Origin of the sequence: Nguyenibacter sp. L1, assembly GCF_035199985.1 — a bacterium.
Taxonomy (GTDB): domain Bacteria; phylum Pseudomonadota; class Alphaproteobacteria; order Acetobacterales; family Acetobacteraceae; genus Gluconacetobacter; species Gluconacetobacter vanlangensis.
Genome location: NZ_CP127015.1, coordinates 907,124 through 926,557 on the forward strand (window position 1 = coordinate 907,124; position 19,434 = coordinate 926,557).

General features: G+C 63.6%; 19 protein-coding genes. 14 read left to right on the forward strand and 5 right to left on the reverse strand.

What is annotated here, in order from left to right:
- Positions 1-14 precede the first annotated feature (14 nt).
- From QN315_RS03990 to QN315_RS04025, 8 genes are all read left to right on the forward strand, one after another.
- Positions 15-770 carry an SDR family oxidoreductase gene (locus QN315_RS03990; protein WP_323991598.1) on the forward strand — a complete coding sequence of 252 codons (756 nt, stop codon included), beginning with the start codon at positions 15-17 and terminating at the stop codon, positions 768-770.
- A gap of 93 nt (positions 771-863) precedes the next feature.
- Positions 864-1,205, forward strand: coding sequence for a tautomerase family protein (locus QN315_RS03995; protein WP_323991599.1), 342 nt, complete (start codon positions 864-866; stop codon positions 1,203-1,205).
- A gap of 313 nt (positions 1,206-1,518) precedes the next feature.
- Positions 1,519-2,745 carry an MFS transporter gene (locus QN315_RS04000; RefSeq protein ID WP_323991600.1) on the forward strand — a complete coding sequence of 409 codons (1,227 nt, stop codon included), beginning with the start codon at positions 1,519-1,521 and terminating at the stop codon, positions 2,743-2,745.
- Between the two features lie 244 nt (positions 2,746-2,989).
- The gene (locus QN315_RS04005; protein WP_323991601.1) at positions 2,990-4,207 is read left to right on the forward strand and encodes an MFS transporter; all 1,218 of its coding nucleotides are present in this window, start codon (positions 2,990-2,992) and stop codon (positions 4,205-4,207) included.
- A gap of 159 nt (positions 4,208-4,366) precedes the next feature.
- The gene (locus QN315_RS04010) at positions 4,367-4,990 is read left to right on the forward strand and encodes a peroxiredoxin-like family protein (RefSeq protein WP_323991602.1); all 624 of its coding nucleotides are present in this window, start codon (positions 4,367-4,369) and stop codon (positions 4,988-4,990) included.
- 31 nt (positions 4,991-5,021) lie between these two features.
- A complete protein-coding gene (locus QN315_RS04015; RefSeq protein WP_323991603.1) occupies positions 5,022-5,417 on the forward strand; it encodes a nuclear transport factor 2 family protein in 396 nt (131 codons plus the stop codon).
- Between the two features lie 133 nt (positions 5,418-5,550).
- Complete coding sequence (locus tag QN315_RS04020; RefSeq protein ID WP_323991604.1) at positions 5,551-5,961, forward strand: NAD-binding protein; 411 nt, start codon at positions 5,551-5,553, stop codon at positions 5,959-5,961.
- A 319-nt stretch (positions 5,962-6,280) separates the two neighbouring features.
- Positions 6,281-6,940 carry an HAD family phosphatase gene (locus tag QN315_RS04025; protein WP_176641595.1) on the forward strand — a complete coding sequence of 220 codons (660 nt, stop codon included), beginning with the start codon at positions 6,281-6,283 and terminating at the stop codon, positions 6,938-6,940.
- A gap of 61 nt (positions 6,941-7,001) precedes the next feature.
- Here the strand turns inward: QN315_RS04025 and QN315_RS04030 are convergent, their stop codons facing one another.
- Both QN315_RS04030 and QN315_RS04035 read right to left on the reverse strand, forming a co-directional pair.
- A complete protein-coding gene (locus tag QN315_RS04030; RefSeq protein WP_323991605.1) occupies positions 7,002-7,247 on the reverse strand; it encodes a hypothetical protein in 246 nt (81 codons plus the stop codon).
- Positions 7,244-7,447 carry a hypothetical protein gene (locus QN315_RS04035; RefSeq protein ID WP_323991606.1) on the reverse strand — a complete coding sequence of 68 codons (204 nt, stop codon included), beginning with the start codon at positions 7,445-7,447 and terminating at the stop codon, positions 7,244-7,246. Before QN315_RS04035 ends, QN315_RS04030 begins: the two co-directional genes overlap by 4 nt.
- 470 nt (positions 7,448-7,917) lie before the next feature.
- On the opposite strand from QN315_RS04035, the gene QN315_RS04040 reads away from it, so the two are divergent.
- The 3 genes from QN315_RS04040 (at position 7,918) to QN315_RS04050 (ending at position 10,761) form a co-directional block, all read left to right on the forward strand.
- Positions 7,918-10,071 (forward strand): M3 family metallopeptidase, encoded by a 2,154-nt coding sequence (locus tag QN315_RS04040; RefSeq protein ID WP_323991607.1) that lies wholly within the window; start codon positions 7,918-7,920, stop codon positions 10,069-10,071.
- Positions 10,071-10,262, forward strand: a complete 192-nt coding sequence (locus QN315_RS04045; protein WP_323991608.1) for a DUF1697 domain-containing protein — start codon at positions 10,071-10,073, stop codon at positions 10,260-10,262. Before QN315_RS04040 ends, QN315_RS04045 begins: the two co-directional genes overlap by 1 nt.
- A gap of 199 nt (positions 10,263-10,461) precedes the next feature.
- Complete coding sequence (locus QN315_RS04050; protein ID WP_323991609.1) at positions 10,462-10,761, forward strand: DUF1697 domain-containing protein; 300 nt, start codon at positions 10,462-10,464, stop codon at positions 10,759-10,761.
- 76 nt (positions 10,762-10,837) lie between these two features.
- Here the strand turns inward: QN315_RS04050 and QN315_RS04055 are convergent, their stop codons facing one another.
- The gene (locus tag QN315_RS04055) at positions 10,838-13,585 is read right to left on the reverse strand and encodes a TonB-dependent receptor (RefSeq protein WP_323991610.1); all 2,748 of its coding nucleotides are present in this window, start codon (positions 13,583-13,585) and stop codon (positions 10,838-10,840) included.
- A 1,112-nt stretch (positions 13,586-14,697) separates the two neighbouring features.
- Between QN315_RS04055 and QN315_RS04060 the strand changes: the two genes are divergently transcribed.
- Positions 14,698-16,173, forward strand: coding sequence for a carbohydrate porin (locus QN315_RS04060; RefSeq protein WP_323991611.1), 1,476 nt, complete (start codon positions 14,698-14,700; stop codon positions 16,171-16,173).
- A gap of 66 nt (positions 16,174-16,239) precedes the next feature.
- Here the strand turns inward: QN315_RS04060 and QN315_RS04065 are convergent, their stop codons facing one another.
- Positions 16,240-16,887, reverse strand: coding sequence for a helix-turn-helix domain-containing protein (locus tag QN315_RS04065; RefSeq protein ID WP_323991612.1), 648 nt, complete (start codon positions 16,885-16,887; stop codon positions 16,240-16,242).
- Between the two features lie 71 nt (positions 16,888-16,958).
- Between QN315_RS04065 and QN315_RS04070 the strand changes: the two genes are divergently transcribed.
- Both QN315_RS04070 and QN315_RS04075 read left to right on the forward strand, forming a co-directional pair.
- Entirely contained in the window at positions 16,959-17,531 is a 573-nt protein-coding gene (locus QN315_RS04070; protein WP_323991613.1) for a hydrolase, read from the forward strand.
- A gap of 103 nt (positions 17,532-17,634) precedes the next feature.
- Positions 17,635-18,660 (forward strand): AbrB family transcriptional regulator, encoded by a 1,026-nt coding sequence (locus tag QN315_RS04075; RefSeq protein WP_323991614.1) that lies wholly within the window; start codon positions 17,635-17,637, stop codon positions 18,658-18,660.
- A 49-nt stretch (positions 18,661-18,709) separates the two neighbouring features.
- Here the strand turns inward: QN315_RS04075 and QN315_RS04080 are convergent, their stop codons facing one another.
- Positions 18,710-19,231 carry a cupin domain-containing protein gene (locus QN315_RS04080; protein ID WP_323991615.1) on the reverse strand — a complete coding sequence of 174 codons (522 nt, stop codon included), beginning with the start codon at positions 19,229-19,231 and terminating at the stop codon, positions 18,710-18,712.
- Between the last annotated feature and the right edge of the window lie 203 nt (positions 19,232-19,434).

Sequence of the window (19,434 nt, forward strand, 5' to 3'; positions counted from 1 at the left end):
AGGAAGATTGGATCGTGACCGCACTCTCCGGAGGAAAGACTGCCCTCGTCACCGGCGCCTCGCGCGGTATCGGCCGCGCCAGCGCGCTGGCGCTGGCGGAAGCGGACGCCAGAGTCATCGTCCATTACGGTCGCAACGCAAGGGAAGCAAGCGCGGTCGTCAAGAAGATTCGCGAACATGGGGGTCGGGCTGACGCGATCGGGGTCGATCTCGCGGCGCCCGACGGGCCGCACAAACTGGCCACCGAAGTACGACGGATCATCGGCGATCGTCTCGACATCCTTGTCGCCAACGCAGGCATGGGCAAGGAGGCGACCCCTATCGAAGACACGACCGTCGAAGACTTCGATAGCCTTTACACGATCAACCTGCGCGCGCCCTTCTTCCTTGTGCAGCAGTTGCTCCCGGTCTTGGGTCAGGGAGGAAGCGTGATCTTTTTGTCCTCGCTTGCTGCCCGCGCCGCAGTTGGCACGCTGCCGGCTTATGCGGCCACGAAAGGCGCGATCGATACGTTGGTGAGGCACTTCGCTCTTGCACTGGGAGAGCGCGGTATTCGCGTCAACGCCGTGGCCCCAGGCGTCGTAGTAACCGACATGACCGACGTTATCGTCAAGACGGATGTCGGGCGTCGCACAGTGCTCGGTATGCAGGCGTTGAAGCGTATCGCCGAACCCGACGACGTCGGCGATGTCATCGCCTTCCTCGCTTCCGACGAAGCGCGCTGGATCACAGGTGAAACGATCCACGTCGACGGCGGCTCGAAGCTGTGAGCCAGGCGGCCGGGAAGCGCATACTTCCGGTCGCGCGCGGCGTCGCACCCGGCGCGATAGCAAACGTGCACCTCGGCAGATTCTGGAGTTCCCATGCCCCTTGTGTCGTTCGACGCCCATGAAGCAGTCGTGGCGGCATTCCAAGTCCCCTACGCAGACCGTTATCAGATCATTCGAGAGCATGAAGCTTCTCATCTGGTAGCGCGGGACACGGGCCTTGGCATCTCCCGAACTTCGCACTTGGCGCTTATCCAGGTTGTCACTCGTCCGCGGTCACGTGAGGCCAAGCAGACATTCTATCGCTTGTTGACCGAAAAGCTTGAGGCCGCTTGCGGTATCGCACCGAGCGGCGTGATCGTCTCACTGGTCGTCAATAGCGACGAGGACTGGAGTTTTGGCCTGGGTCGAGCCCGGTTCTTGACTGGAGAGCTGTAGAAATCGCCCGGTTAAAAGGTGGACGACCATTCTTCAGTGGGCCGCCAGTTCTTCGGCTTGCTCTCTACGATGAAGCGTGTCCGAGCTTTCGCACCCGATAAAGCGCCGAAGCATCGATTGCTCGACGTTCCGCATGGGACCGGTGGGGATATCTTGTAAACTTCCCGCCCATTCATTCCTGGAATGAGGCTCATCCGATCGGCAATCTTCTGCCAACGCCCGTAGGTGCGCATGTGACAGGGACAACGCAAAGCCGCTGGCGAGTCATCCGGGTGCAGTTGACCGCCGCGGCAGGCTGTCCGGAGTTAGACACATGCCATTGGCTCTTCTTGCCCTTACCATCGGTGCATTTGCGATCGGTACGACCGAATTCGTCATCGTCGGTCTGATCCCGACGATAGCGAATGACCTTGCGATAGACTTGCCATCGGCCGGGTTGTTGGTGAGCTTTTACGCGCTTGGCGTAGCAGTCGGCGCGCCCGTTCTTACAGTGCTCACTGGCGGCGTGCCACGGAAGGCGCTGCTGGTCATGCTGATGGGGCTTTTCACGGCCGCCAATCTCCTCGCCTGGTGGGCACCGAGCTATGGCCTGTTGATTGTCGCCCGTATCCTCAGCGGGCTCGCGCACGGGGTCTTTTTCTCTGTCGGCTCGGTTATCGCGACCAACCTTGTATCGAAAGAAAGGTCCGCGAGCGCCATTGCGACGATGTTCAGCGGGTTGACGGTCGCCTTTGTGACGGGAGCCCCACTTGGTACGATCGTGGGGCAGGATTTCGGGTGGCGGACCACGTTCCTCATCGTCGCCAGCCTCGGTCTGGTTGCAATGGTTGGTGCTCTTGTTTTCGTCCCGAAGGGCATTCCACGTACAGCACCCGCATCGTTTCGGCTGCAAGCCGGCTTGTTCCTCCAGCCGAGGCTGTTGCTTGTCTTGGCAATGACCGCGGTAGGGTATGGGGGATCGCTGATCGCGTTCACCTATCTTGCGCCGATACTGGAGAACGTCTCGGGGTTTACTCCTCCGATCGTTGGCGCTGTGCTGCTCGGCTATGGCGCCTCGGTGGCTGTCGGAAATTTTTGGGGCGGCCGGCTGGCCGACACGCACAGCCCTGTGTTCACGCTGAAGATCATCTTCGGCATACTGGCAGGCGTACTCGTGCTCCTGGACATCACGGCTGCCAACAAGGTGCTCGTCCTGATAACGGTTCTCCTGTGGGGCGCCGTGGCGTTTGGCAATGTTCCTGCCCTTCAGGTCTACATCGTCCAGCAGGCGAGACGGCTTGCCCCATATTCGGTAGACGTGGCCTCCGGCATGAATATCGCCGCGTTCAATCTCGGCGTCGCGGGTGGATCGTCTGCTGGCGGATTGATCGTTACTCACCTCGGCCTGATGAATACGCCCTGGATCGCCGCGCTGGCGGTTCTCGCGGCACTCGGACTTACGGCATTGAGCGGAGAACTTGATCGACGGGAGATCGCGAGCTCTGCGGAGAAGCGATGCGTCATGCCCGAGCTCAAGAACTGTCCGGACCCCGTCGTTTGAGACTTACGCACGGGTGCCAGGCAACGGCGCAGATCGCCGTGGCCGGGTCTCGGAACCGATACATTCCAGTCCGGAATGAGGCTCAGTCGACAACGCCGCCTACTGCGGCGCCGCGAAGCCCGTACCTTTCGAACAGATCGCCACCGAATCAAGCGGGGCGGATTTCAGCCGAGTCCGTCGAAGAATTCCGACGGAAGCAGGCGGCGCCTGAGTGTCGCTCGGCGTCTTACCGGAGATGTTAGCCATGTCTGTTGCCAACTGTGCCACTGCGCCGGGTCAAATCGTCGAGCGCGACCGCCTGCCCATCTCGGGCTTGCTTGCGCTTGCCCTCCTTGGCTTCGTCGCCATCCTGACCGAAACTCTACCGGCGGGTCTCCTCCCCGATATTGGGCGGAGCTTGAATCTCAGCGACGCATTTACGGGGCAGCTCGTGACGAGCTACGCGCTCGGCTCTGTCGCTGCCGCCATTCCCGGCGCCGTGCTGACCCGCCGTTGGCGCCGCCGCAGCGTGTTGTTGCTCGCCGTCGGCGGTTTCCTTATCTTCAATACAGTGACCGCCGTCTCATCAAGCTATCCCGTGACCCTCGTGGCAAGGTTCATGGCGGGCGCCGCTGCCGGCATCACGTGGGGGCTCGTGCCAGTCTATGCACGCCAGATGGTCGCGTCTGCCCAACAGGGTCGAGCGATGGCGATCGCGCTGGTTGGAACCCCGCTTGCCCTCTCGCTGGGGGTGCCGGTCGGTACATGGATTGGAACGGTGGTGGGTTGGCGTGTGCCGTTCGCGGCCATGTCCGCCATCGCGCTGGGGCTCGTCGGCTGGGTTCTGATCGCAGTGCCGGACTTTCCCGGGCAGCGACGATCCGAGCAGCGGAAGTCGGTGAGCCAGGTTTTCCTCATGCCGGGGATCAGGCCGATCCTTGCCGTCGTGCTCGCGTGGATGCTCGGTCACAACATTCTCTACACCTACGTAGCCCCTTATCTGCGGATCGCGGGATTGGAAGATCACGTAGCCAACGTTCTGCTTGCTTTCGGAGTCGGTGCGCTGGCCGGCATCTGGCTGGTCGGCCTGCTCGTGGATCGGCGTTTGCGGCAACTTGTGATCGCAAGCCTTGTGATCTTCGCACTGGTCGCAGCGGTTCTCATATTTGGCGCAACAATCACATGGGCAATCCTCCCGGCGGCTCTGGTGTGGGGCCTTACATTCGGTGGCGCTGCAACGCTGCTCCAAACGGCGTCCGCGGATACGGCGGGACTGGACGCCGACCTCGCTCAGTCGATGATCGTTACCGTCTGGAACGCCGCGATCGCCGGCGGGGGGCTCGCAGGGGGCGCTCTTCTTCAAATCTTCGGAGCGGCATCCTTCTCGCCGACCGTCTTGCTCTTGGCAGCCATCGCAGCCCTCGTCGCGTGGGCCGCCAGGCAACACGGGTTCCCGGTGGGACCGCGCTCGGTTCGCGCATGAAGCGAGTCTCCTCCACCCGCTGGGCTCATTCCGGTCTGGAATGGGCCTCATCCCAAACCGCATCTTGTGGGCTGAGCCGGCTGTAAGCATTTCCAATGCGAATGGTGGCTCTTATCAGATGGAAAATGCGCCATGTCCGTTAATTCAGGATCTCATCTCGTGGCCGACAGACTTGCGGCCGATGAAGATTCGGGTGTCGCGCCCAGCACGGAATTGCTGTTGCGCACCACCGAGGCGGCGAAGCGCGCCATTCGTGCCGGCCAGTTTGCACCGACATTCCGGCTGCAGGACCTCCACGGCGGGAGCGTGTCTCTACTCGATCTGATCGAGCGGGGTCCCCTGGTTGTCAGCTTCTATCGCGGTCTATGGTGCAGCTTCTGCGACACAGCGATTGAGGCCCTGGCCGGGATTGGGGACAAGATTCACGCGCTGGGCGCTGCGCATGTCGCGATCGGCCCTCCCCCCGGCGATAGTCGTCAACAGGACCGGCTCGACATCTTTCCAATGCCCATTCTGATCGACCGCGGCCTACGCGTGTCTTCAGCTTACGGCCTGACGATCGAACTGCCGGACGATCTGCGGGAGCAATACGCAACGGCGGGTTATGTCCCGCCGAATACGACCGAGAGCGGCAAATGGCTGGTGCCGATCCCCGCAACGTATCTCATCGATCGGACCGGTCGCATCGTCATGGCGGCGATTGATATTGACTACCGCAATCGCATCGCGCCCTCGCAGATCCTTTCGGCGCTTCGGAGCCTCCAGCGGCGTGCTGTGGCATGAAGCCCTACAACCAAATAAGGGACTGCATTCAATGAGCAAGACGGTCGAAGAAAATAACAAAACACTGGTTCTCGACGCCTTCGATACGCTGTTCAACAAGCGCGACTACGAAGCTGCAGAACGGTTCTGGTCGTCAAAGCACGGCGCGCATATCCCGCCAGGCAGGGACGGCCTTTTCACCTTGGTCAGGGGCATCCCCGAGACGCTGCGCCATGAGCCCGGGGTCATTTTGGCCAACGAAGAATTTGTCATGATCCACGGACGGTTTTCAGGAACCGGACGGGATCGTCACTGGATCGCCGCCGATATCGTCCGCATCGCCGATGGCATCCGCGCGGAACATTGGGATGTGCTGCAGGACGAGGCAACGCAAGAAGAATCGCAAAGTGGGCGGCCCATGTTCGGCGGCGATATGTTTGCCGCCTGACATTACGAATGCCGAGGTGCACAGGATCTTCACCGGCGGCGAACTCGCGAAGATCAGGGACATGATCGCCCGGGAGTCCGGAGAGGATCTTCCGGAAGAGTGGGATATGATGATGCGGGATCGCATTGTCAGGATGATGAGGACCGATGCGGAAACCGTCGACGGCGCGGAGGACATACTGAAGTCGGTCACCGACCTTGGCCTGCGGCGGCTGCTGGTCGTGGCCATTCCCGAACCGTTCGAGGCCGGGCAGGCCGTGGAGCAGGCCCGTGCCGTCAATCCGGCCATCACCATCATCGCGCGGGCGCATTTCGATAGCGCGGTCATCCATCTGCGGCAGTTGGGCGCGGATATCGTGATCATGGGCGAGCGCGAGATCGCCCGCGCCATGCTGGATGATGCGGCGCATGGCGCACCGCGAGGGAGCACCCCGGGAGGAGGAGTCCTGGCGGCCAGGATGGCCGAGCGCGCCCTGCCCCACCGCCCGCGCCCGTCCGGCCCGGCCGCGCCGGACGGGCGCAGAACCGAGCGGCACCAAGCCTGACGCGGGTCCGGGGAGCCGCCCACGGTGGAAGCGGCGCCGGCACCGATGCGGCAATCCATGGATGCACCCCACGGATATATCGAGAGTCATGTCCGTGAAATCCGGACGATATTTCTTTATTATGCGGAAAATAATAAAAATTCAACCCTTGAACGAGAAAAAATAATTCGTATGTATATATTAAAGATACCGCATGGAAATTACGACATTTTCGCGGAAATTGATCTATTTTTGCAAAAGAGGATGGATATTTTTGTCTGTTTTAAAAAACTATACTGAAATTGCACCTTCCGCCATTCGTGTCGACGGTCAATTGCGCATGGTCATTTTCGATTGCGACGGTGTCCTTGTGGATGGAGAGCGTATGTCCACGGCGCTGATGGCCCAGGAGGCGCGGAAATATGGCTGGGCCATTACGGACGCCGAGGCGCACAGGATCTTCACCGGCGGCGAACTCGCGAAGATCAGGGACATGATCGCCCGGGAGTCCGGAGAGGATCTTCCGGAAGAGTGGGATATGATGATGCAGGATCGCATCGTCAGGATGATGAGGACCGATGCGGAAACCGTCGACGGCGCGGAGGACATGCTGAAGTCGGTCACCGACCTTGGCCTGCCGATCCGGGTCGGGTCGAATTCCTCGATCGCCGAGATGGATGCCAAGTTCCAGAGCACGGGCCTGAACAGGATTCTGGAAAAGGACCGGATTCATTCCGGCCGCGATCTCGACATGCCCAAGCCGCGGCCGGACATTTATCTCCATGCCGCCGGGGAGGAGGGCATTCCTCCGGAAAATTGCATCGTTCTGGAGGATTCCGATCCCGGTGTGGAAGCAGCCCGCCGCGCGGGGATGGCATGCGTCCTGCTGCGCGACCGGGATGAGCCCTCGGCGGAATGGCCCGGCCTGGTGCGGATTTCCCATCTGTCGGAATTTGCGCCGCTTCTGATGCATATCATGGAAAGCCAGAAGGCAGCCTGATTCTTCCGTCCTCGGCCCCCATCCGCCGCATGGGTCCGGGACGTTAAAATGCCCCAGGATATTAAAATGTGAAGAGGGTCGCCGTCGCGTCGGCCAGGCTGTTCAGGCCCATTCGGCCGGTCCAGGCCAGATGGGCCAGCCAGCATGCGGCGGCAAGGCAGGCGGCGATGCCTGCCCGGTCCATCCAGCGGATGGGAGAAAGGACGGCCGTCCGCCGGCCGGTCCAAGCCGGCGGACGCACGGCCGCCGCGCGCGCCGGGAGGCAGTGCGCCCGGGGGCAATGTGCCTGGGGGCAATGTTCGGTCATGGCGCTGCCCGATCCGCGCGGCTGCCATGGAACTGCCGGGCCACAAGATGCGTCAGCGCGGTCAGGTCCGGCAGGATTTCGTTATGCAGCGACCGCACGCTGTCATGCGCGGCGTAGAAACGCCGGGCGCCGGGTCCGTCCAGCAGGATGGCCGCGCCGAGAAAGATGCCGTCGATTTCGATGATCGTGGAATTGAGCATGATGATCCACCCTGGGGGAGCTGTACCGGGATGTCCGGCGCCAGGAGGCACCGTCGTCAGGAGGTGGCGTCTGGCCCGCCATGCTGGCCGCAGCGCCGCGCGCTACATCGTTGCCAGGTCCACATTCGCGTCATCATCATGGCCTTTACGGTCGCAATCGTGCATGGCCGGGCGCACGTATCCCATACCCCGATCAATCGGGGGGCAATGCGCATCATACGAGCGGATTTTATAAGGTCAATCATAAATAACTTAGAAAATATGTTATTTTGCGCCGCAAACGATAATTATCATATATAATATTGTTTTAATTGGGTTTTTTTGAATTTTCGCGCGGATTTTCGATGCTGTCCGGCGTGGCTTGCCGGGATCTCCCGCGTTATATTCACTATAAAAATTCGTGTTTATCGTGGATGGATTTTTACGCGCGCCGCGCCCATCCTGGCGGGATGACCGCAGAAGGATGGACCATGACCCGCACCCTTTGGCTTCGGACACTTGCCGCGACCTGCCTGACGGGGTGGGCTTGCCTGTCCGGGGCGACCCCGCCGGCCCATGCCGCGGGGGCCAGCGCCGCCGGCAACCCGTTTCTGACGGCCAGCACGCTGCCGTTTCAGGCCCCGCGTTTCGACCTGATCCATGACGGGGACTATCGGCCGGCCTTCGAGCAGGGCATGGCGCAGCAACTGGCGGAGATCCGGGCCATTGCGGACAATCCCGCGCCCCCGACCTTCGACAACACGATCGTGGCGATGGAGCGGTCGGGCCGGGTGTTGGACCGGGTGTCGGAGACGTTCGACGGGGTGTACCAGGCCAATACCGACCCGGCCCTGGATGCGGTGCAGACCGCCGTCTCGCCCGAACTGGCGCAGCACCAGGATGCGATCTATCTGGACCCTGCCCTGTTCGCCCGGGTGCGCACGCTGTACGAGGCGCGGGCCGGGCTGCATCTGACAGGCGAGCAGATGCAGTTGCTGACGGTCTATTACCAGCAGTTCATCCATGCCGGGGCGCAGCTTTCGGACCCGGACAAGGCGGCGTTGCGGCAGTTGAATACGCGCCTGTCGCAGTTGGAGACCGATTTCCAGCAGACATTGCTGGCGGCGACCAAGCAGGGGGCGCTGGTCGTGCCGCACGCGGCGGCGCTGGCCGGGCTGGACCCGGCGGCGCTGCAGCAGGCGGCGCTGAGCGGACATGAGCGCGGCCTGGCCGGGCAATGGGTGCTGCCGCTGCAGAACACGACGCAGCAGCCGGACCTGTCGGCCCTGACCGATCGCGACACGCGCCAGGCGCTGTTCACCAGGAGCTGGACGCGCGCCGAGCGCGGCGATACGGGCGACACGCGGGCCGCGATCGCGGAACTGGCGCAGTTGCGCGCGCGCAAGGCGGCGCTGCTGGGCTATCCGGATTATGCGTCCTATGTCCTGTATGACCAGATGGCCCGCACGCCCCAGGCGGTGCAGCATTTCATCGCGCAACTGGTGCCCGCGACGCTGGCGGAGCAGAAGCGCGAGGTCGCGGACATCGCCGCCGCCATCAGTCAGGACGGGCAACATTTCCAGCCGCGTCCGTGGGACTGGGCCCATTATGCCGAGCAGGTGCGCAAGGCGCGGTACGACCTGGACGCGGCCCAGGTCCGGCCCTATTTCGAGCTGGACCGGGTGCTGCGCGACGGCGTGTTCTTTGCCGCCAACCGGCTGTACGGCATCAGCTTCAAGGAACGCAGGGACATCCCGGTCTATAACCCCGACGTGCGGGTGTTCGAGGTGACGGACAGGGACGGGTCGCCGCTGGCGCTGGTCTATTTCGATTATTTCAAGCGCGACAATAAGAATGGCGGCGCCTGGATGTCGAACTTCGTCGGGCAGTCGCATCTGCTGGGAACGAAGCCGGTGATCTACAACGTCGCCAATTTCGCCAAGCCCGCGCCGGGCCAGCCGGCGCTGATCAGTTTCGAGGACGTGACCACGATGTTCCACGAATTCGGTCACGCGCTGCACGGCATGTTTGCCGACCAGGTCTATCCCACCCTGTCGGGCACCGCGGTGGCGCGCGATTTCGTGGAATTTCCATCGCAGTTCAACGAACATTGGGCGCTGGACCCGATCGTGTTCGCCCATTACGCGCGGCACTACCAGACCGGTGCCGCGATGCCGCAGGCCCTGGTGGACAAGATCAAGAAGGCCGCGCGCTTCGACCAGGGTTATGCGCTGGGCGAGCTGATCGCCGCGGCGAAGCTGGACATGGACTGGCACATGCTGCCGGCGCGCGCGCCGCGCCAGGATGTCGACCGGTTCGAGGCGGCATCGCTGGCGCGTTCGGGCCTGGATACGCGCGACGTGCCGCCGCGCTATCGGTCCAGCTATTTCCTGCATATCTGGTCGAACGGCTATGCCGCCGGCTATTATGCCTATCTGTGGACCGAGATGCTGGACGATGCCGCCTATTCCTGGTTCCGCGCCCATGGCGGGCTGACCCGCGCGAACGGGCAGCGTTTCCGCGACATGATCCTGTCGCGCGGCCATACGATGGATTACGGCCCGATGTTCCGCGCCTTCTACGGACGGGACCCGGACATCGTGCCGATGCTGCGCCATCGCGGCCTGGTGCCGGGCGAGGAATGATGGCGGCGCCCCCCGCCCCCGTTCGGGCCCCTGACCCTGCCCAAGACCCTGCCCAAGTCCGGGGCCCCGCCCGCGGCCATGCCTATGCCGCCCTGCTGCGGGCCGTGAATGTCGGGGGGAGCGGCGCGCTGCCGATGGCCGAGCTGGCGGCGATCTGCAGCCAGGCCGGGCTGGACGCTGTACGGACCTAGAGCATTTCCACCGAACACCGGTTCAGTGGAAATGCTCTATGTTGTTATTTTATCGAGCATCTTCACCCGTTCAAACGAGTCCGTTTGAACGGGATCTGCTCTATATCGCCAGCGGCAACGTGGTCTTTCGCTCGGCGCAGCCGCGGGCGGCAATCCGCGCCGCGCTGGAAGGAAGGCTGGCGGAGCGGATGGGCGCGCTATGCCCGTCATGCTGCGCGATGCCGCCGAAATGCGGCGGATCGTCGCGCGCAACCCCTTCGCCGGCCGGCCGGGGAATCGGGTCGGCGTCCATTTCCTGGACCGTCCCGTGACGGAAGCGATGCTGGCCGAATGCCCCGGCAAGGCCGGAGACGAGGAGATATCGCCGGGGGAATGCGAATTCTACGTTCATTACGGCCGTGGCATGGGGCGCACGAAGCTGCGCTTTCCCGCCGTCCGCGCCTGCACCGTGCGCAACATGAACACGGTGGAGACGCTGGCGGACATGCTGGAATCCTGACCGCCGCGAACGGGTCGGCGGGCGGTGCGCCAAGGCGCGCCGCCCGCCTGCCGCGAGGCCCCGTTTCGGAAACGCGTCAGAACTTCGCGTTGAGGCCGAACAGGTAGGACGAGCCGTAATATTGCAGCTCGACCATGTTCTTCGAACTGCTGCCCTGGGTGGCGTTCTGCATCGTGTTGGTGATGTTCCGCCCCTGGAAATAGAGCTGAAAATTCCGGGTGATGGCGTAGCGCGCGCCGACGTCGAAATTCAGGTAGGGCTGCACGAAGCTGTCCTGGTTGGGGACCGAGCCCAGCCCCGTCATGGTCAGGCCCTGATAGTTGCCGTCGAACTGCAGGGTCAGCGGGCCGTGGATGTAGAAGACCTCGAAATTATAGATATGCGAGGCGGTGTTGGGCAGCGTTTCGAACACGCCGTTGCGGCTGCGGCCGCGCGAGTCGACGAAGGTCATGTTGCCGCCGATGCCGAAGCCCTTCCAGAAGCCGGGCAGGAAAGTGAATTGCTGGCGGTAGTTCAGTTCGAACCCGCGGGCCGAGGCGAACGGGATGTTGGCGTAGGTCGAGACCGTGGCCAGGCCGGGAATGCCGGGATAGCCCGAGACGTAATTCGTGTAGTTGACGACGTAGTTCTTGAATTCCTTGTCGAAGGCGCCGGCCGACAGGATGCCGCCCCTGGGCAGGTAATATTCGAGGTCGACGTCGAAATTGGTGCCCGTCGTCGGCTTGAGGTTCGGGTTGCCCTGGCTGATCGAGGCGTTCTGGTAATTGATCGTCTGCGAGGCGGTGACGGCGTTGAAGCCGGGACGGCCGATGGCCGTCGACCAGTTGGCGCGGGCGATCAGGTTGTCGGTAAAATTGTAGCGCAACTGGATGCTGGGGAACAGATTGGCATATTCCTGGCCCACGGCGCGCGGCGCGAGCTGGGTCTGGCCGTTGACGACCGAGGTGGCGATGCCGCGATAGACGCCGTCGGTCTTCTCGTAGCGCACGCCGGCCAGGACGCCGAAACGCCGCCAGGTGGCCTGGTACTGCAGGTAGAGGTTATAGATGTTCTCGTTGTCGTCGATGAAGGATTGCCGCGTGGTGATGGCGTCGGCCGCGACGTTTTCCCTGAGGCCCGGATAGGGATTGCTGAGGATCTGGCGGACATATTGGGTGCCCGGCGGGGTGCCCAGATTATACATGCCGTTGAAGAGGGTGTAGGTCTGGTTGCCCGCCCACGCGCCGGCATTGGCCGACGGCACGCCGCCATAGGTATATTGCGGGTCGTTGTGGGTGACATGTTCCATGCGCAGGCCGCCGCCGAAGCTGAGCAGGCCCTTGACGTCGAGGACATCCAGCCTGGTCGACGCGCCGACATGGCCGGCCCACTCGCCGTCGAAATCGTTCTGGTGCGCGTTGGACAGGCTGGAGAGCGTGTAGCTGTTATAGTTCGCCAGGTTGGTCATCGCGGATGCGGTCGGACGCAGCGCGTTGGTGATGTTGTTGTAATAGACGGGGACCGTGTTGGCGTTGTTGAACGAGGCGCTGTAGGAATAGGGCGTGTAGAGGAAATTGCTGGCCCACGCGCCCCAGTAATCGAGCTTGAAGCGGCCGACGTCGCTGAGGCCGCCGAACTTGTAGACGCGTTCCTCGTTATGGACCCATACGTCGTTCATGCTGAGGCTGGTCGACGAGTTGGACGTATAGGCGCCGGGCAGCGTGGGGTCCATCGTGATCGTCTTGCCGGGCTTGAAGGTCAGGTCATACTTGATGACCGGGGCCTCGATGCCGGAATCGAACATCTTCAGATAAATCCTGGTATGTCTGTCGACGTCCCAGCCCAGTGTGCCGCCGTAGCCCCAGCGGACCTTGTGGCCCGAATACATGAGCTGGTCGGCCTGCTTGACGGGAACGCCCTGCCCCGGGGTCCCGGCCCATTTCTGCTGCAGATCGTCCAGCATCAGCCAGTCCGACAGGGCGGTGGCGAAGAAGCTGACGCTGAAGGGCCTGTCGCCGCCGCCGTGCTTGTCGAACGGGTTGCCGTCCAGGCCGAAGCGCATGCCGCCCGCGATCGTGCCGTCGAAGAGGCGCGTGGGGTGCGGGTCACGGATGCCGCCGGCGGCCGAGATGTTCAGGAACGGCTGGTCGTTCGGCCCGATATCGCGCGAGAGGATATTGAGCTGGCCGCCCAGGGCGAACGCGTCCTGGTCGGGACGGTTGGTCTTGATCAGTTCCAGGCCGCCGGCCAGCGGGGCGGGGATCGCATCCAGCGGCACCGCGCGGCCGCTGCCGTTGATCGAGCCGGCGGGCAGGATGACGTCCTCGAACGTGACGCCGTTCAGGTTGGGGTCGAGGCCGCGGATCTGGATCGAGCGGGATTCGCCGCTCTTGTTGATGACGGAGGCACCGGGCAGGCGGCGCGCCGCGTCACCCAGCACATAGTTGGGGACCTTCTCGATTTCGGATTGCGGCATCACGTTGATGAGGTTGGGCGCGTTCATCTGCAGCACGCGCGCCTGCTCGATCGATCCGATGCCGCTGGCCTGCGCGCTGCTGCGCGCGCCCACGACTTCCAGATTTTCCGGGACCGAGGCATGCTCGGCCTTCTTCTTGTGCCTGGGGCGCGGCGCGGCTTGCGCGACCTGGGCACCGGGCGTGGCCGTCGCCGCGTCGCCCTTGGCATGGGCGGCATGCTTGCCGTGATGGCGCGGCTTATGCTGGTGCCGGCCGGGGGCGGGCTGCAGGTCCTGCGCGTGCAGGAGCGGCGCGCCGATCGGGGCAAGGGCGGTGGCGAGACACAGAACGGCACGACGGTAAACAGGCGTGCAGGCGCGCGTGCGCATTTACGTCAACTCCATACGAGAGATAAAATGAGGCCGTATTACTTTATTTCGCCTGATTTTTATTTCGGGCGTCGTATCTTGTTTTGCGACGCACCGACCGACTTCGCAGGATCGGGAGCGGTGGCCTGAACGTCATGTCTTCAGGACCACACTGTCACGCCGGACAGGCAGGCCGGACACGGCAGGCCGAACGCAGGCAGGCGAGCACAGGCAAGCGGGGCGATTTCACCCCGGGGCGGCAGGCAGGCGTCAGGCGACATGGCAGTCCTTCCGTGCTCCGCGCCCCTCCACGCAACATGCGTTATTTGGGTCACAGATACGTGACAGTCATGTAATCCCGACACACCGGCTTGTGCGTGAAAATTCGGCAGCAGATGTATGGTAGTTTTTTTACATCCTTGACGGCGTTTTATGTTTTTGGGAACCGGGGCGCGCACGCCGCCGCCGCGCATGCGGGAACATGCGGAATTTCAATAAAATAGCCGGATTGCGGCGGCAAACGATGTTGCGCGACCGCGGTTCGTGCCGCCGCCGGTCGGCAGGTCATGGCGCGGGGCGGCGCGGGGGATCCCGGTCCTGATGACTGTGACCATTATGCATCAGCAGTGTAGAAACATGTCAATCATCCCCTATGCGGGAACTTTTCCTATTGATTAGCCATAATCAATGCGTGTGCTGCTTTTCATACGTCATTGGCCGTGCGTCCATTGAGACGATCGATGGCCGGATTATCGCGATGCATGTTGTGGTCACTAAAACGTGCGGAGATATTTGGAAGGCCCCTCCGCCAATAGCGAAACCAGTTCCTTGATCGGGGGTTATTTTTGTCGTAAGCGTAGAGTGTAAGAACAAATCTTACGTCTTCTATAAGCAAGAAAAATATGATGAAGACAATTTTTCCCGGTTCCGGGCCGGAGGGCCGATCAGGATTCCGGCCAGCGTCCGAAAAATCCGTCCTTCGCGGATGTCCGCCTCGAAGACGCGGAGCGGGCTCCGCCGTTCGTTCCGATGGGGTAGCGTATCGACCCTGACCTTCGTCGTGCAAAACCCGGCGCGCCGGCTGGCACGTCCAGTCCGGACGGCGTGCTTTAACAAAAAGAACAAAAACAACGATGAAAAAGCAAATTTCCCCGGCCGAGACTTTTATGGCCCGTGCGGTGTCGCGCGGCACCTTGCTTTGCGCCTGCACCGGCATTGCGCTGTGCGTCGCCGGCGGCGCGGTCGCGCAGACCTCCCTCAACCCCAGCATCCGGGTCGCGACGCCGTTGAACCAGACCCCGTTCGCCCCCGGATCGTCGGTGCCGCCCCTGCCGCAGCCCGAGGCGCTGTGGCCCGACCCGTTCGGGTGGAATAGCTGGCTGCGCGACCGCGGCGTTGCCATCCTGCTGGACAATACCAACGAATTTACGGGCAATATCGGATCGGTCACCCCCGGGTACGGGCTGCGCATGGGCAGTTCCAACGCCGGCCAGTACGGGCTGGAAAACGATATCGACTGGGAGAAGCTGGCGGGCTGGACCGGGTTTTCCACCCATGCCGTGGCCGTCGGCCGCTACGGCATTCCGGCCAGCCGCATGTTCGGCGACAACATGGACCCGAGTTCGGAAATCTATGGCGGCGGCGGCAACGTGTTCTTCCACTTCGTCTATGGCTATGGCGAGGAGACGCTGTGGAAGGGCCGGTTCGACGTGGCGGCCGGGCGCATACCGTTCCTGAACGATTTTTCGTCCAACCCGCTCTACTGCAACTTCATGAACAATGCGTTCTGCGGCAACCCCAAGGCGTCTTCGGACAATACCGCGCATTCGTCCTATCCCGATTCGAACTGGGCGCTGCGGCTGCGGTTCCGGCCGACGACGACGACCTATATCCAGACCGGCGTCTATTTCGACCAGGCCGGCATCTATGGCGTGCAGCAATATCGCACCGGCCTGAAATTCAACGGCGCCGACATCAACGGCGAGACGGTGCCGGTCGAAATCGGCTGGGAGCCGACTTTCGGCCACGGGACGCTGCCGGGCCACTACAAGTTCGGCTATGCGCGGGACACCGTGGACCACAAGGATGTCTATTACGACGGTTTCGGCAATGCCTGGGCGCTGACGGGCCTGCCGCCGCGCCAGGACCATGGCGCGAATGCGGCGTGGTTCCTGGTCGACCAGATGCTGCATCATTTCAAGGGAGGTGCTTCGGATGCCGGCGTGACCTTCCTGGGCGGCTTCTACTACAACACCGAGAAAATCTCGATGCGTTCGGAACAGTACGAGGCGGGCTTCCTGGCGCGGGGATTCTGGGCCGCGCGGCCGCATGATGCGATCGGCGTCAATTTCTCCTATATCCGTGTCTCGCCGCTGGCGTCGAAGACCCAGACCCTGCAGCTTCTGGAAGGCGTGGCCCCCGGATCGCTGCTGAACGGGGCCTATGGCCCGCAGAGCTATGGCATGAACCTGGAAGCCAATTACCAGATCCATGTCTATCGGGGCATCACCTTCGCCCCGGATTTCCAGTATTATTTCAACCCCGGCGGTCAACGCGTGCTGCACGACACCGCGATGCTGGGCTTCAAGAGCCATATCGAACTGTTCTGAACGATCTGTCCCGGACGTTTCGACCTGATCGATCGGGGGGCCGGTTTCCGGCCCCCCTTTTTTTCGTCAGGGGGCCGTTCCGTCCGCCGTCAGGGCGGCGGTCGCGTAGAGCCGGGCGGCGCGGCGCAATTCCGCCAGGAGCGGCGCGCCGGTCCGCCGCTCTTCCTCCGCCAGGACGGGAACCGCCTTGAGGAATTGCAGCATCATCGTCGCCACCGCCGCCCCGCGCTCGGGCGGCAAAGCGGGGGCGATGCGGTGCAGCAGCGCGCCGATCCGTCCGCGCATCATGTCCCGCAGCGTCGCGCGCTGGTAGGGGCCGTCCCGGCGCGCATCGATCAGGATCACGGCCGCCGCCCGCTCGTCCCGCAAGTCGAACGCCATGTCGAGCAGGGCGTCGGCGAAGGCGGCGGGCCCCAGCGTCGCAGGGCGCGTGGCGATGTCGTCCAGCCTGGCCTGCAGACAGGCCAGGTAATGGCCCAGCAGGGCGTCGGCCAGGCTCTCCTTGGTCGGGAAGAAGCGGTAGAGAGACCCGATGGCGGTGTCCGAGCGCGCCGCGATTTCGGTCATCGTCGCGCCATCGAAGCCCTTTTCGAAAAACAGGTCGGATGCCGCCGCCAGGATCGCCGCCACGCGCTGGCGCCCGCGCTGGCGCTTGGGCGCGACGGGGGCCGATCCAGGGGCATGCGCGGTGGGAGTTGATTTTTGCGAAGGCATCCTCAATTATCCGTTTTGCGAGGGATTCCTCGCCTATCATATTCCGATCAACCTGCCATGGACATACGCCAATGACCGTACTCGATCCGCGTCATACCGCCCTTGTTCTGATCGATCTACAGAACGGCATCGTCGGCATGGAGCTGGCCCCGCGCACCGGGCCGGCGGTGCTGGAGACCGGACGGCGCCTGGCCGAAACATTCCGCGCCGCCGGGGCGCCGGTGGTTCTGGTCCGTGTTTCGTTTTCCGCCGATGGGGGCGACCTGCCGCCGACCAACGTGGACGCGCCGACCCGGATACCGCCGGGGGGCTTTCCGCCGGGATGGGACCAACTGGCCGAAGGGCTGGAGCAGCCGGGGGACATCATCGTCACCAAACGCCAATGGGGCGCGTTCCACGGCACCGAGCTGGACCTGCAATTGCGCCGGCGCGGCGTCAGGACCATCGTTCTGGCCGGAATCTCGACCAATATCGGGGTCGAATCCACGCTGCGCCATGCCTGGGAACTGGGGTACGACGTCGTCGTGGCGCAAGACGGGTGCAGTGCCGGGGCCGCCGAGCAGCACGATTTCGCGCTGCGCCACATCTTTCCGCGCCTGTCGCGCGTGACCGATGCCGCGTCCATCGCGCTGGCCCCCGTCTGACCCCAGTTTCCCGATCCTGGTTTCCCGATCCTGCTCCGGGCTGTCCGCCATGACGCATCGTCCGCCGTTCTTCCCTGGTTCATACGCCGCTCGGCCGGCATGGATGCAGTGGACAATGCTGGGCGTGCTGACGGTGGCGGTGGTTTGTCCGCTGACGATGCTGCATCTGCCCGCGGCGCTGCTGATGGGGGCCATCGGCGCGGGGATCCTGCAGGCGCTGCTGGAGGGGTCGGTCCGCGTCGCCCCCCTGCCCTTCGCCCTGGCCCAGGGGATCGTGGGCTGCATGATCGGGCGCGGCCTGCGGCCGTCGATCCTGGATGAGGTGGCGCGGAACTGGCCGCTGTTCCTGGGCGGCGTCCTGTTCGCCATCGTGGCCGGCATCGTGCTGGGCTGGATGCTGATGCGCCTGCGGGTGCTGCCGGGCACGACCGCCCTGTGGGGGATCTCGCCCGGGGCGGCCACCGCCATGGTCCTGATGGCCGATGCGTTCGGCGCGGACAGCCGGCTGGTCGGCTTCATGCAATATATGCGCGTGCTGTGCGTCGCGCTGACGGCGTCGCTCGTGGCGCGATGGTGGGGGGTGGATATGGGGCACCGCCCGCCCGTGATCTGGTTTCCGCCGCTGCCGGTCCCGCAATTCGCCGCAACGCTGGGCCTGATCGGCGGCGGCGTGGTCCTGGCGCGCCGGCTGGCGGTGCCGGCCGGGGCGCTGCTGCTGCCGCTGGCCCTGGGGGTGGCGGCACAGGATGGCGGGGGGCTTGCGATCATCCTGCCGCCCTGGCTGCTGGCGGCGGCCTATGTGCTGGTGGGATGGAGCATAGGGCTGCGGTTCACGCGTCCGATCCTGCGCCATGCGGCGCGCGCGGCCCCCCGGGTCCTGGCCGCGATCGCGGCGTTGATCGTGCTGTGCGGGGGCATGGGATGGGTGCTGGCGCGACTGGCGGGGATCGATCCGCTGACGGCCTATCTGGCCACGTCGCCCGGCGGCGCGGATTCGGTGGCCATCATCGCGGCGTCCAGCCCTGTCGACCTGGCATTCGTCATGGCGATGCAACTGGTGCGTTTCGTCGTCGTGGTGGCGGTCACCCCCGCGCTGACCCGTTTCCTGGCGCGGCGCGCGGCGGCCTGACGGGGGCACGTTCCTATTCCGGAGAAAAAGGGGAGCGAAACGGAGAGTCTCAACGATTATCCGGCCAGTATTCGAGCGAATCGCCCTCGCGCCCGACGAAGGTGAAGGTGCGCGGCGCCCCCTGGGCGTCGGTCGCCATGTCCGACAGCACGCCGAACTTGCCGCTATCGGGATATTCGGCGATTTCCGGACTGATCCTGGTGCTGACGGCCAGGTAACGCAGTTCCTCGGTGCCGGTATTGATGATCTGATGCGCGGTGGCCGGGCCGCCCGGCGGGCAGGCGATGACGTCGTTCGGCCCGACCGGATAGCGGGCGTCACCGATGCGGATTTCACCGTGGCCCGACAGGATCAGGAACATTTCCTCATTCGCCTGGTGGCTGTGGAAGGGAAAGGCGCGCTTGCCGGGCGGCACGGCGGTCAGGTTGTAGCCGAGCTTGCGCGCGCCCAGCCGGGCCGAGATCATGCCCATCCGGGCATCGAACAAGGCGGCCTCGGGGCCCTGGGGCGCGAATTTCGCGGGGCGGGGCCGCAATTCGACGTCGGCGAGGTTGACGATGGGTCCTGTCATGATGTGTCCCTTCGGAATGGCGCCCCCGCGCGGACACCCTGTCGCGACAATGCGGGCTTCCGGCCTTTGAAAACGGAAATTGGCGGGAATGCCGGCCAATATGAAATAAAATTTACAGCAGATCGCCGTCGCGTGTTCCGCGAATCGCACCGGCCCTCTATGATGAGGTTAGACAATTTTCACGCCTGGCTGCTACCGTTGCG